Raw genomic sequence first — 13,053 nt, 5'->3', positions numbered from 1 at the left:
GTTATGGAGCGCCAAATTACTATTATGAAAACATACAATACCCACTTAATATCCGTATATAAAGTATCAGCTAATAGGCATAGTACCTATACCACAAATATATTAAGTGATTAACCACCAACCGGTATGCAGCAGTAGTGTATCGTTAAACGCTAAAATCAATTATTTTTTTGTATTGGCTTATCTAATAAGCTATTAACTAACTCAATTTTATGAATAAAGCCTACTTATTATTCCTAGCTATTATCTTACAGATAACTACGGGAACGTTTGCATTTGCTCAGAATGGCAGTATACGTGGAAAAGTACTGGATGAGCAGAACCAGCCGCTGCCAGGGGCATCGGTTCAAATAAAGGAACTCCAGCGCTCCGTTGGTACAGATGAAAACGGAAATTTTAACTTGGAAGGAGTTGCCGATGGTACGTATACATTAACGGCGTCCTATATTGGTTATAGGTCATCTGAAGTTAGGGTTACAGTTTCCGGTAGTCCAATTGTACAGAATTTTACCCTTGATCCGGATGCGCAGGGTTTGGATGAAGTAGTGGTAGTGGGATATGGCACACAGCGTAGGAGCGACCTAACTGGAGCTGTGGCATCTGTGGGGGAGAAAGATTTTAACAAAGGCCCCTTGGTTGCCGCGGATCAGTTGATTCAAGGTAAAGTGGCAGGTGTACAAATGATCAATAACAGTGGACAGCCAGGGGGTGCTACAACCGTTAGGATTAGAGGTAACTCGGCAGTTACTGGTACCGGCCAGCCCTTATATATTGTGGATGGCGTTGCACTAGATGGGCGATCAGCTCGGCCAAATCAAAGTGGAGGAATAGGTACTAGCCCCGCAGGTAATCCTATTAGTTTTATTAATCCGGCAGACATCGCTTCCATGGAAATTTTAAAGGATGCCTCTGCAACAGCAATTTACGGTTCAAGGGCGGCTTATGGCGTGGTGCTCATTACTACAAAGCGAGGACAATCTGGCGATCTTAAGGTAGATGTGAACTCTTCTGGAGGGATCAGCAACATCATGCGCCGAATTGATATATTGGATGGCAACCAATATAGGGATGCACTTAATCGTTATGGTCTTACATCCGGAGATTTTGGAGAGAATGTCGACGCGTTGGACGCGATATTGCGAACGGCCTATAACCAAAATCACAATCTCTCGTTTAGTGGTGGGAATGAAGATAATAAATATCGTGCTTCTTTTGGTTACCAAGATCAACAGGGTATTGTAGAAAAGACAGGATTTAAGCGTTTAAGCGCAGCTTTTAACGGAAATTTTAAGATGCTGAAAAGCAAAAAGCTTGGCTTAGATGTTAATTTATTGACCAATCAAAATATAGAAAACATTGCACCAATAGTAACAGATGCCGGCGCCACCGGAAGTTTACTTACACACGCTTTGGCTTGGAATCCCACAAGGCCTTTACGTAACCCTGATGGTAGCTTGTTGATTGAGCGAGGAAATATCATTAATCCACTTGCGATGTCTGAAGCCTATAATGACCGTTCAAATGTTTCCACTATTTTAGCAAGTTTGTCACCTTCCTATAAATTTAACGACTGGTTAGAATATCGTATGTTGTTAAGTATTAATTATAGTACGGGTGAACGTCGGTCATCAACCCGTAGTTTTATTAATATTCCATCAATAATGGAAGACCCTGATAATAACTTTTTGGGAGGATATGCAAGCGTTGCAAACAATGAGTTGATCACGAAGCAATTGACACACACGTTATCCTTTAACAAGGAAGTTGCAGATAACCTAAACATTAATGCGGTATTAGGATATGAGTATATGGATTTTGTCAATCGTGGTACGGACATGAACGCGAGAGGTTTTGGCAATTTGCCGGTGGATTATACAGATGTCATGCAGGCTACTGCGCCCGCTAATAGAGTATTGAATTCTTTTAACGATCCTACTACGCAATTACAATCTTATTTTGGTAGGGCTACGTTCAACTTTAAAGATCGCTATCTGTTAACGGCTACCGTCCGTGTCGATGGTTCTACACGCTTTGGTGAAAACAACAAATACGGAACATTCCCTTCATTCGCCGGCGCTTGGAATATAAAGAATGAAGATTTCCTGGCAAATGCAACATGGCTAAATCAGTTAAAAATAAGGGCTGGTTGGGGCCGTACAGGTAATCAGGAATTCCCTTCCGGTTCATCGCAAAGAAGATATTCTTATGGCTTCCAGGGAGGCGAGCAACGAATTATCGCTGTAAATAACGAGAATGCTAACCTGCGCTGGCAATCAGACGAGCAGATGAACCTAGGAGTTGATTTTGGATTCTTTGGAGGCAGATTGAGTGGATCTGCGGATTATTTCCAAAAACGTACCTCTGACCTGCTGTTTCCGCAGATACCATTTTACCCAGCTGCTGCCGATGCTTCGGTTACATGGATAAATTTACCTGGCCAAGTGGTTAATAAGGGATTGGAACTCAATTTGAATGGTGTTGTGATTGAAAATGATAATTTCCGATGGGATTTAGGAGGTAACGCGACGTTTGTAAATAACAATGTTGAGGATTTAGGAAACACCATTATTCGCACAGGAAGTTTAAGTGGTCAGGGGCTAAGTGATGTAACAGTTGAAGTTATTCAGAATAATTATCCATTGTTTGCAATGGTTACGAGAGAATATCTCGGTTTGGACGAAAATGGCTTTTCGGATTTTACGGATGACGGTTTTGTTTTCTACAGAGTGGGAAATCCCAATCCAAAAGTGCTTCTTGGGATAACGACTGCTTTGGACTATAAGAACTTTTCTCTTACAGCGAACTTTAATGGGGCTTTAGGCCATGATATTTATAATAATACAGCAAATGCCGTGTTACCAATCTCTAATTTAGGCACACGGAATATCGCATCCGAATTGGTAAACTCCTCCATCCTGGAGTCGCCTGCAAATCCTATTGCTGCTTCTTCGAGGTATATAGAGAATGGTAGCTACCTGAAATTAGCAAACGCAACACTTAATTATAGGATTGGAGATCTAGGTAGTGCTATCAAAAACTTGAACGTTTTTGTTAATGGACAAAATCTTTTTGTTATCACAAAATATACAGGATTCGATCCCGAGGTTAATGTAGACAAATCAGTAAGTGATGTGCCTTCTTTAGGGATAGATAATGTAACTTATCCTCCCGCAAGAACTTTTAATTTTGGGGTTAATTTTTCATTGTAATAATTGTTGAAAATCTATAGTTGCTCAAGCTACTACAGTTTAAAATAAAAGAAAAGTCATGACTAAAAGAATATATATAACAATCACTGTCTGTACATTTTTATCCTTTTTGGGTTGTACAAAGTTAGACGAGGATTTGCACGGACAGGTGGGTACCGGTGGCGTGGATAGCGAAAATGTTCCCGCTTTATTGAATGCGGCTTATATCGCTATGCGAAATCCGTATTATGGCCCCTATGGTTGGTGGGCCTTACAGGAGTTTCCTACGGACGAGGCAATCGTACCGACAAGAGGAGGGGACTGGGACGATAATGGCGCCTGGAGGGCCTTACATTTACATCGCTGGGAATCAGATCACACTAGGATACACAGTGTATTCAGGGATTTACTTAGCGTGAGCTATGTCGCTACGGATGTGCTGCAGTACGGTCCAACTGCACAACAGGAGGCACAGGCGAGATTTTTGCGTGCCTTTGCAGAATTCTCGATATTGGATGGCTGGGGGCAGGTACCCTATCGTGGTCCTGGTGAAGATGTTACGGAACCACCTAGTGTTCGTACAGCTGAAGAAGAGATTGGTTACCTTTTATCGGAGCTCAATGAGATTATAGATAACCTGCAAACCGAAAGAGTTGATAGGGCATCTCCAGATGCGGCTAAGATGTTGCTGATGAAGATCTATTTGAATAGAGGCGCTTTTCTAAACAGACAGTCTCCAACATTTGCGAACGAAGATTTGCAGGAGGTTATACGTTTAGCCGATGAAATTATCAACAGCGGTAAATATGCATTAATAGATGATTACTTTCTTAATTTTGCGCCAAATAATGGGCAGTCAACAACAGAGAACATTTTTACCGGTGAGAATCGGGGAGGAGAAGACGCAGCAACCGGTATGACCAATATGTGGGTGGCTACTTTGCATTATAATCAAAATCCGAGTGGTAACAATGGCTTTTGCACCTTGTCTGACTTCTACGATAAATTTGAAGAAGACGATCTACGTATAGGCGGAAGCTACCCTGGAGTTACTAATGTAAGTGGTGTACGGGTTGGCTTTTTAGTCGGTCAACAGGTGAACCAGAATGGTGTAAATCTTACCGATCGGCGGGGAAACCCACTATCTTTTACAAGGGAAGTTAGTATTATAGAACGTGATCAGGATCATTTGGAAGTTGCAGGCATCCGTGTTATCAAATATCCTATTGATTATGCTAATGGCTCCACTAGTTTATTAAACAACGACTGGGTATTCTATCGTTATTCCGATGTGCTTTTAATGAAAGCAGAAGCGCTTTTTCGCTTAGGGCAATCGGGCGAAGCATTGAATTTGGTTAATGAGCTGAGAGCCGCACGTAATGCTTCCAGTTTGACGGAAATCGATGAAAACATATTATTAGATGAACGGGGAAGAGAATTTTATTGGGAAGGTCATAGAAGGCAGGATTTGATCCGCTTTGGCAGATTTTTAGAAGAATGGCAGGAAAAACCTGCGTCTGATCCAAAAAATTTGTTGTTTCCAATTCCTTTAAATCAGTTGGGCAATCCCAATTATATACAAAACCCTGGATACTAAAGGAAAAAAGGGCCGTACAAGGCCCTTTTTTATATTTTTTGTTTTGATGTCGCTATTTTGTGCTGTCTATATCCTGTTGCTCACGTAATTGGTCCACATTGTTTTTATCGCCGAAATTTTCTGTTTTTTGGGCAAAATCTTCAAGAAGACCACCAATAGCGTCAAAATTGTCGGCTGTACGTTGATGGATTTCAGGTAATATATTTTCGAGGTTTTTATCACCTAATTCAATATTATCCACCTCAATTTTGCCAATCTTTTCCAAAACGGCCTGTTGGCTGTTTTTCAAATCTTCCAACTGACGGACAATTTTCTCCATCAATTCAAACTTCTTTAATTTGTCCATATTTATCTGTTTTAATAATAAAAGAAACAACCTTTCGATTTAATTGTTTGCCGACCATATTGGAAGCATTGACGAATTGAAGACAGCTGTGGTAGATTGCAACGCTTAATATGTACACCAAATAATTATTATTTGTAACAACGGAAGCTTGTTTTAACTTTGGATACGAATAGTGTATAACCATGAGCCAAATCAATATCAAAAAGTTAGCGGCAGAGCTGGGACTTTCCACATCTACTGTCTCCAGAGCCTTTCGAAATAATAGCGATATCAATCCGCAAACGAAAGAGCGCATTTTAAAAGTGGCAGAAGAACTGGGATACTCGCCTAATATTTATGCCAGTAACCTGCGCGAGTCAAAGAGCCGTACTATCGCTATCATCATCCCAGAATTTGGAAATAATTTTTTTTCCCAGGCGATCAAAGGTATTGAACAGCAAGCTCGAACAAACAATTATCATACACTGATATATGTTACCGAAGATGATATCAACCAGGAAGCTGCCTTTATCCGTGCATTGTGTAATGGCAGGGTCGAGGGGGTGATTATGTCGGCTTCGGGCGAAGGCCTCAAACATTCGCATTTGGAAATGCTAAATGAAAAACATATTCCTATGGTATTTTTCGACCGTTATTATGAAGACGTTGAGGCTACCTGTGTTACGGGAAATGACTATGAAAGTAGTTATCAGGCTACTAAACACCTCATAGAAAGTGGCTGTCAAAAAATTGCTTATCTGGTGATCAATAAACGGATATCCATCGGTAAAATAAGAATGCAAGGTTATCTGGATGCATTGAAAGATGCGGGTCTACCGGCAGATGAAGAGTTGGTGGTTGAGTGTACCAATGATAAAGAAGACATTTATCGGACAGTAAAGAATGCCTTTGGCCATTTGAAACCCGATGGGGCGCTGGCCTCCGTCGAGAGGTTGGCCATTGCGTGTTTACGCTTTTGTCAGGATGAAGATATCAACATACCTGAAGATTTTAAATTGATATGCTTTTCCTGCATCGAGATAGCCGATGTATTAAACCCGCCGTTAAGTACGGTCAAGCAGCCGGCTTTTGAAATGGGAGCAAGAGCGGCCGAAGTTTTATTCGAAGCCTTGACTAGTAAGAAGACAGCTACCAGAAAGGAATTGATTTTGCTTCCTTCATCTATTATGATCAGAAAATCTACAGAAAAGTAGTTTACTTAGTGTTTTAATTACACTGTTTTCTAAAGAAAATATATTATTTTTTTCTTGTTAATCTCACTGGAAGAAAATACTTTTACATATATTTTCGGGAACGTTCCCAGTAAAGAGACTTAAGTTTCGGGAACGTTTTCAATGGATGCTAACAATTATATTTGCTAACCCAATTGACCATGAATACGCTGAAATGGCTTTTATGTGCACTTTTTGCCCTATGCTCTGTTACTTGTAAAAAAGCAACTGAATCTGATAAGACCGGTAATGGCGGCAATGTTGAATTTCCTGCCCAAGCTGAAGATAATGGTGTTTCTTTTGTCAATGACGGTCGATCAGCTATTGTTACCATTTGGGCCCCTGAAAAAGAATCAGTGCACCTCCTTGGCTCGTTTAATGATTTTGTTGCGAATGATCATTCTTTGATGACAAAGACTGCTGATGGAGATCGCTGGTGGACACAAGTAGATGATTTAGATCCTGACGGCGTTTATTGTTATCAGTTTCTTATTAACGGCGACGAAAAGGTTGCCGATCCCTATACAGAATTGGTGCTTGATGCGATGAACGATCCATACATTCCTTCCGAGATATACCCCGGTACTATTGCTTATCCCTCCGATAAAACTACTGGCCTGTTGGGGATTATGCGATATCGAGAAGAATCTTATCAGTGGAGAGTAGCTGATTTCACTCGACCACATCCGCATGATTTGGTTATTTATGAGCTTTTAGTTCGTGATTTTGTGGAAACGCATCACTATCAGACTTTGCGCGATACATTGTCGTATTTGACGAACTTGGGCGTGAACGCTGTTGAACTTATGCCGGTCAACGAATTTGAAGGTAATTCGAGTTGGGGTTATAACCCTTCTTTCTATTTTGCTGCTGATAAATATTACGGAACGAAGAACGATCTAAAAGCTTTCATTGACGATTGTCACACTAAAGGTATTGCGGTTATTGTGGATGTTGTGTTAAACCACTCGTTTAGTCAATCGCCGATGGTGCAACTATACTTTCAAGACGGTAAACCAACTGCTGCCAACCCGTGGTTCAATGTGGATCCTACGCACCCCTATAACGTGGGATACGACATGGATCACGAGAGTCCTTATACCAAAGCGTTTGTAAAGAATGTATTGAAGCATTGGGTACGGGAATATCACGTGGACGGTTTTCGCTTTGATCTATCGAAAGGTTTTACACAGAAAAATTCTGGTACTTCTGAAGCAAGTGTAGCGGCATGGAGTGCTTATGATGCTACCAGGGTTGCAATATGGAAAGATTACAATAACTATTTAAAAACACTTGACGCGGGGCTGTATGTGATTTTAGAACACTTTGCCGATGATCAGGAGGAGCAGGAGCTAGCAAAGGAGGGAATGCTCTTTTGGAATAACCTGAACTACGGGTTCAATGAGGCTACCATGGGGTGGACAGCTATCGGTCAATCAGATATTTCCAGAATAATTCCGGCAACACATGGTTTTGATTCGCCCAATTTGGTTTCTTATATGGAAAGTCACGACGAGGAACGACTAATGTTCAAAAATCTTGCCTACGGAAATAGTCATGGGAATTATGATACAAGAGAGCTTAAAACTGCACTTAAGCGGGTGGAGATGGCTGCCGCATTTTTGTTTTTGGTGCCCGGACCTAAAATGATCTGGCAGTTTGGAGAACTCGGTTACGATGTGTCTATCGACGAAAATGGCCGTACGGGGGAAAAACCTATAAAATGGAATTACAACCAAGGCGATCGTCGAGAACTGTATCAGGCCTTCGGCAACCTCATCCATTTTAAAAAGAATAATGAGGTGTTCCGTGATGGCCAAGTCGAATATCACCTTCGCGACGGCCTGAAATATATAATAATAAAGAAAGGGGAGCAAGAGGTGTGCGTTGTAGGAAACTTTGATGTCAAACCAATTCAGGCTGAAATCGATAACACTGTCGGTATCTGGTTTGATAACCGATCAAAAATGCCTGTGCAGCTAAACGAAAGGTTTGATCGTTTATTGGCTCCCGGCGAATATCATATTATAAGTAAAAACCAATTAAAATAAAAAAAATCAGCAATATGTTAAGGAGAAAACAATTGCTTTTTTAATCAAACAAAAACCAATCTAATGAGAGTAATTTACATGAAACGCGTAGCAACCTTCGTTCTACTCGTAATGGCTAACATGGTAGTCTTTGCCCAAAGTGGTGGTATCCGAGGTCATGTGTATGACGACACTAACCAAACTTTGGCTGGAGCTTCCATCTTTGTTCGGGAGCTAAACCGAAGTGTAGGGACAGACGAGAAGGGAAATTTTTCCATTCCCAATTTGTCCGACGGCAGTTACACACTCCTTATTTCTTATATAGGATATGAAACTACCGAAAAGAATGTCGTAGTCGCTGGACAACTAGTCACAGTGGATGTGCAGTTGTTGCCGAGTGCAGAGGGCTTGGATGAGGTAGTGGTCATTGGTTATGGTACCCAAAAGAAAGGGGAGCTTACCGGTTCTGTTACAACGGTGAATTCCAAAGATTTTCAGAAGGGCGTGATTACTACTCCAGATCAGTTGATTTCCGGTAAAGCTGCAGGGGTGCAGATAACACCTGCAGGTGGAAGGCCCGGTTCTGGAAGCACTATTAGGATACGGGCGGGAGCTTCTCTAAATGCTAGTAATGATCCCTTAATCGTTATTGATGGCGTGCCGCTTTCATCATTTAAGAATGCAAATGGTGATAATATTTTACCAGGTACAGCGAATCCGTTAGGCTTGATTAACCCGAATGATATAGAAACGTTTACCGTATTGAAAGATGCAAATGCTACGGCTATTTATGGTTCAAGGGCATCGAATGGGGTGATCTTGATTACCACGAAAAAGGGAGCAAGCGGACGGCCGACTGTTAATTTCACCAGCCAAAATTCGGTAGCTACGCTGGCTAAAACAATGGATGTCTTATCGGCACAGGAATTTAGGGATTATGTAATCAATAATGGCTCAGCAGCGCAGATTGAAAGACTTGGAGAGGCTGATACCGACTGGCAAAAGGAAATTTTTAGGTCAGCATTGACCACCGATAACAACTTGAGCATCGGTGGTGCCTATAAGTCACTGCCTTATCGTTTTGCATTGGGCTACCTGAGTCAGCAGGGAGTATTGAAAAGAGATCATATGGACCGTACTACAGCGGCTATTACGCTTAGTCCGAAATTCTTTGACGATCATCTGAAGGTTGACCTGAATTTAAAGGGATCTTTGCAAAATGCGATGTTTGGCAATCAAGACGCAATTTTTAATGCCATCCAATTTGATCCAACAAAACCTGTACACGAAGAGAATGATTTTGGAAATTATTTTGAATGGATGCAAGGAGCCAATCCACACCCCTTAGCGCCACGAAATCCCGTTGGTCTCCTGAATTTAAGGGATGATAATGGAAAGGTTGCCCGTAGTTTCGGTAATATTCAGCTCGATTATTCCTTTCACTTCCTGCCAGAATTAAGAGCTAACCTTAATCTTGCTTATGATATCTCTAGAGGTAGAGGCGGTGCTGAAGTGCCGGCTTTTGCCGCGATGAATTTTTCTACAGGTGGTTCTATCACCAGATACCTGACGGATATTAATAATAAAGTTGGGGAGTTTTTCCTGAATTATAATAAGACGGTAGAACATATCAACAGTAATTTTGATATCACAGCAGGTTATGGATATTATGACTTTGAAACCAAAACAAATAATTACCCGACCTTACGGGCCGATGGCTCTGTCCTAACAACCCCCCCGTTTCCTTTTGATATTCAACAAAATAGATTGATTTCTTACTATGGTCGGGTAATTTATACCTTAAATGATAAATATATTTTATCAGGAACTGCCCGTACTGATGGCTCTTCACGTTTCAGTCCACAGAACAGGTGGGGCTTTTTTCCTTCGGCAGGTTTTACTTGGCGCATCAATAAAGAAGAATTTCTTCAAAATGTAGAGCCCTTATCTCAGTTAAACCTCAGATTAAGTTATGGGATTACCGGACAACAGGATGGAATTGCCAATTACTCTTATCTGCCGAATTACTACCTCAGTGTGAACGAATCCCAATATCAATTTGGTAATCAATTTTATCCGACCTATTCGCCCATAGCCTATGATCAGGATATACGATGGGAGAGCACGGCAACCTATAATGGTGGTTTAGATTATGGTTTTCTCGACGGTCGTATCAGCGGAAGTATTGATGTATATTACAAAAGGACGAAAGACCTGTTAAGTGTTATCCCTATTCCCGTAGGAACTAATTTTAGTAACCTTTTACTAACTAATGTGGGAAACATGGAAAATCGCGGGGTGGAGCTAAACTTCAATGCTACGCCAATTAAGCAAGACGACTTTGTTTGGGATGTCAATTTCAATTTCACCTATAATCATAACAAAGTAACCAATCTTACGGCTGTTGAAGATCCTAATTATTTTACTGAAGTGGGGTATATAGAGGGAGGTACGGGGCAAAATGTGCAAGTGCATACCGTAGGTTATAGCCCATTCACCTATCGACTGTACAAGCAGGTCTATGATGATAGCGGAAAACCTTTAGAAGGGGTATATGCCGACCTCAATGGCGATGGTGAAATTAATGATCTTGACCGACAATTGAGGCATTCACCATTACCGAAATACCTCTTAGGTTTCAGTACCAATTTTAATTATAGGAAATGGACACTTAATGCCGTTTTACGATCTAATATAGGCCATTATGTATACGATAATGTCTCTTCCAATATGGCGATCAGAAATAATGTTTTAAATCCGGCAGGTAACCTGAATAATGCTCCTCGGGATTTTCTGAACAGTAACTTTCAGATAAATAATGCCATCAGTGATTATTACTTGCAGAATGCATCCTTCTTACGGATGGATAACCTGGGGTTGATCTACGATATCGGTCAGCTTTCCTTTAATAGTACGGCAAAGCTTTCCATTTCTGCTAATGTACAAAATGTCTTTACCATCACAAACTATAAAGGGGTTGACCCTGAAATACAGGGAGGTATCGATAACCGGGTTTATCCACGACCAAGAACATTTGTTTTAGGCTTAAATCTTGGCTTTTAATTATTTATTGAAAATTGATCATGAAAAATATACTAAATATATATACAGGAGTGATGCTACTGGCCATGCTTGTTTCATCCTGTCATAAAGATTTGGATCTGCAACCAATCAATGATATCACCGCAGATATCGTTTATTCATCACCAGAAGGCTATAAGCAGGCCTTTGCCAAAGTATATGCAAGTTATGCACTCACAGGGGGAGGTGGCTCCGGTTCCAGTGATCTGGGAGGAATAGATGCGGGAACTTCTGATTTTCTGCGGCTTTATTGGAATGTGCAGGAGTTAGCATCCGATGAGGCCTTATGTGCATGGCAGGATCCGGGTATTCCGGAACTTAATTTTATGACATGGAATTCGAATAATGTCTTGTTAAAAGGTCTGTACGCCCGTTCACTTTATCAGATTACCGTTGCTAATGACTTTCTTAGGGAAAGTACCGATGACAAGCTCACTGCTCGAAATATCAGTGATACCAACGCAGAGCAAATTAGGATCTATGCATTGGAAGCACGTTTTTTAAGGGCTTACCAATATTGGATATTGATGGATCTCTTTGGTAATCCCACTTTTATTACTGAGGAAGATGCGATCAGTAAAGTACCACCGCAGCAGATCAGTAGAACAGACTTGTTCCATTATATCGAATCGGAATTGCTGGCGATAGAAGCAGGAATGGCTGAACCACGCCAAAATGAATACGGAAGAGCCGATAAAGCTGCGGCATGGCTCTTGTTGGCGAGGCTATACTTGAACGCAGAAGTCTATTTAGGCAGTGGCAATGGGAAATATACGGAAGCGATTGAATATGCCAATAGGGTAATTAACTCGGGATATATGCTCCAAACAAATTATCATCACTTGTTTCTGGCAGATAACGATCAAAATAACACCGAAATTATTCTAACCATTAATTACGACGCTATCCGGTCACAAAACTTTGGTGGCACAACATTCTTGATCAATTCCTCTATCAGTGGTGACATGAATCCGGCTTCCTTTGGCGTGCCTAATGGTGGATGGGGAGGTAATAGAAGCAAAGCAACACTTCCGCAGAAGTTCAATGATATTACTGGAGCAACGGATCGTAGAGCCATGTTCTTTGGCAGTAGTCCGGTAATAAATGACGTTGCCGTGTTCGCTCAGGGCCTGGCGGTTACGAAGTTCCGTAATGTGGATGTGAATGGAGAGCCGGCTCCTTCTAACGATGGTACGCAGACGTCAGTTGATTTTCCTCTATTTCGTTTGGCGGATGCCTACCTGATTTACGCCGAAGCGGTATTGAGAGGTGGTACAGGTGGTGATCAGGCCACTGCGCTGAATTATGTCAATCGCTTACGTGAACGTGCCTATGGCAATACATCGGGTAACGTAACGAGTATTTCGCTGGATTTCATATTGGAAGAGCGTGCACGTGAATTTTATTGGGAAGCCTATCGTCGTACAGACCTCATACGGTTTAATCGGTATACGGAGGCAACTTATACTTGGCCGTTTAAGGGAGGCAATCAGACGGGAACTGGTGTACAGGATTTCCGTACGATCTTTCCGCTACCGGCCTCTGACGTGATCGCTAATCCAAACCTTACACAAAATCCAGGTTACTAACCTTAGCTTAA

At 41.4% G+C, this 13,053-nt stretch carries 7 protein-coding genes; 6 read left to right on the top strand and 1 reads right to left on the bottom strand.

From position 1 onward, the window contains the following. Positions 1–212: 212 nt before the first annotated feature. Positions 213–3,209 (top strand): SusC/RagA family TonB-linked outer membrane protein, encoded by a 2,997-nt coding sequence (locus H8S90_RS22305; protein WP_187339995.1) that lies wholly within the window; start codon positions 213–215, stop codon positions 3,207–3,209. Positions 3,210–3,267: 58 nt separating this feature from the next. Continuing rightward, the gene (locus H8S90_RS22300) at positions 3,268–4,785 is read left to right on the top strand and encodes a RagB/SusD family nutrient uptake outer membrane protein (RefSeq protein ID WP_187339994.1); all 1,518 of its coding nucleotides are present in this window, start codon (positions 3,268–3,270) and stop codon (positions 4,783–4,785) included. 52 nt (positions 4,786–4,837) lie between these two features. Here H8S90_RS22300 and H8S90_RS22295 read toward each other — a convergent pair whose 3' ends face one another. Then, positions 4,838–5,131 carry a hypothetical protein gene (locus H8S90_RS22295; RefSeq protein ID WP_187339993.1) on the bottom strand — a complete coding sequence of 98 codons (294 nt, stop codon included), beginning with the start codon at positions 5,129–5,131 and terminating at the stop codon, positions 4,838–4,840. 182 nt (positions 5,132–5,313) lie between these two features. Between H8S90_RS22295 and H8S90_RS22290 the strand changes: the two genes are divergently transcribed. From H8S90_RS22290 to H8S90_RS22275, 4 genes are all read left to right on the top strand, one after another. Next, complete coding sequence (locus H8S90_RS22290; RefSeq protein WP_187339992.1) at positions 5,314–6,324, top strand: LacI family DNA-binding transcriptional regulator; 1,011 nt, start codon at positions 5,314–5,316, stop codon at positions 6,322–6,324. A 179-nt stretch (positions 6,325–6,503) separates the two neighbouring features. Then, positions 6,504–8,393, top strand: coding sequence for an alpha-amylase family glycosyl hydrolase (locus H8S90_RS22285; RefSeq protein WP_187339991.1), 1,890 nt, complete (start codon positions 6,504–6,506; stop codon positions 8,391–8,393). A gap of 63 nt (positions 8,394–8,456) precedes the next feature. Beyond that, complete coding sequence (locus H8S90_RS22280) at positions 8,457–11,435, top strand: SusC/RagA family TonB-linked outer membrane protein (RefSeq protein WP_187339990.1); 2,979 nt, start codon at positions 8,457–8,459, stop codon at positions 11,433–11,435. 20 nt (positions 11,436–11,455) lie between these two features. Next, positions 11,456–13,042 carry a RagB/SusD family nutrient uptake outer membrane protein gene (locus tag H8S90_RS22275; protein WP_187339989.1) on the top strand — a complete coding sequence of 529 codons (1,587 nt, stop codon included), beginning with the start codon at positions 11,456–11,458 and terminating at the stop codon, positions 13,040–13,042. Positions 13,043–13,053: the final 11 nt, after the last annotated feature.

The organism is Olivibacter sp. SDN3, from assembly GCF_014334135.1.
GTDB lineage: Bacteria > Bacteroidota > Bacteroidia > Sphingobacteriales > Sphingobacteriaceae > Olivibacter.
This window is presented reverse-complemented; position numbering and strand designations above follow the sequence as displayed.

Coding starts and splice junctions, on each gene's coding strand:
- H8S90_RS22295 (WP_187339993.1), bottom strand. CDS start 5,131: ATGGACAAATTAAAGAAGTTTGAATTGATGGAGAAAATTGTCCGTCAG.
- H8S90_RS22280 (WP_187339990.1), top strand. CDS start 8,457: ATGAGAGTAATTTACATGAAACGCGTAGCAACCTTCGTTCTACTCGTA.
- H8S90_RS22275 (WP_187339989.1), top strand. CDS start 11,456: ATGAAAAATATACTAAATATATATACAGGAGTGATGCTACTGGCCATG.
- H8S90_RS22290 (WP_187339992.1), top strand. CDS start 5,314: ATGAGCCAAATCAATATCAAAAAGTTAGCGGCAGAGCTGGGACTTTCC.
- H8S90_RS22305 (WP_187339995.1), top strand. CDS start 213: ATGAATAAAGCCTACTTATTATTCCTAGCTATTATCTTACAGATAACT.
- H8S90_RS22300 (WP_187339994.1), top strand. CDS start 3,268: ATGACTAAAAGAATATATATAACAATCACTGTCTGTACATTTTTATCC.
- H8S90_RS22285 (WP_187339991.1), top strand. CDS start 6,504: ATGAATACGCTGAAATGGCTTTTATGTGCACTTTTTGCCCTATGCTCT.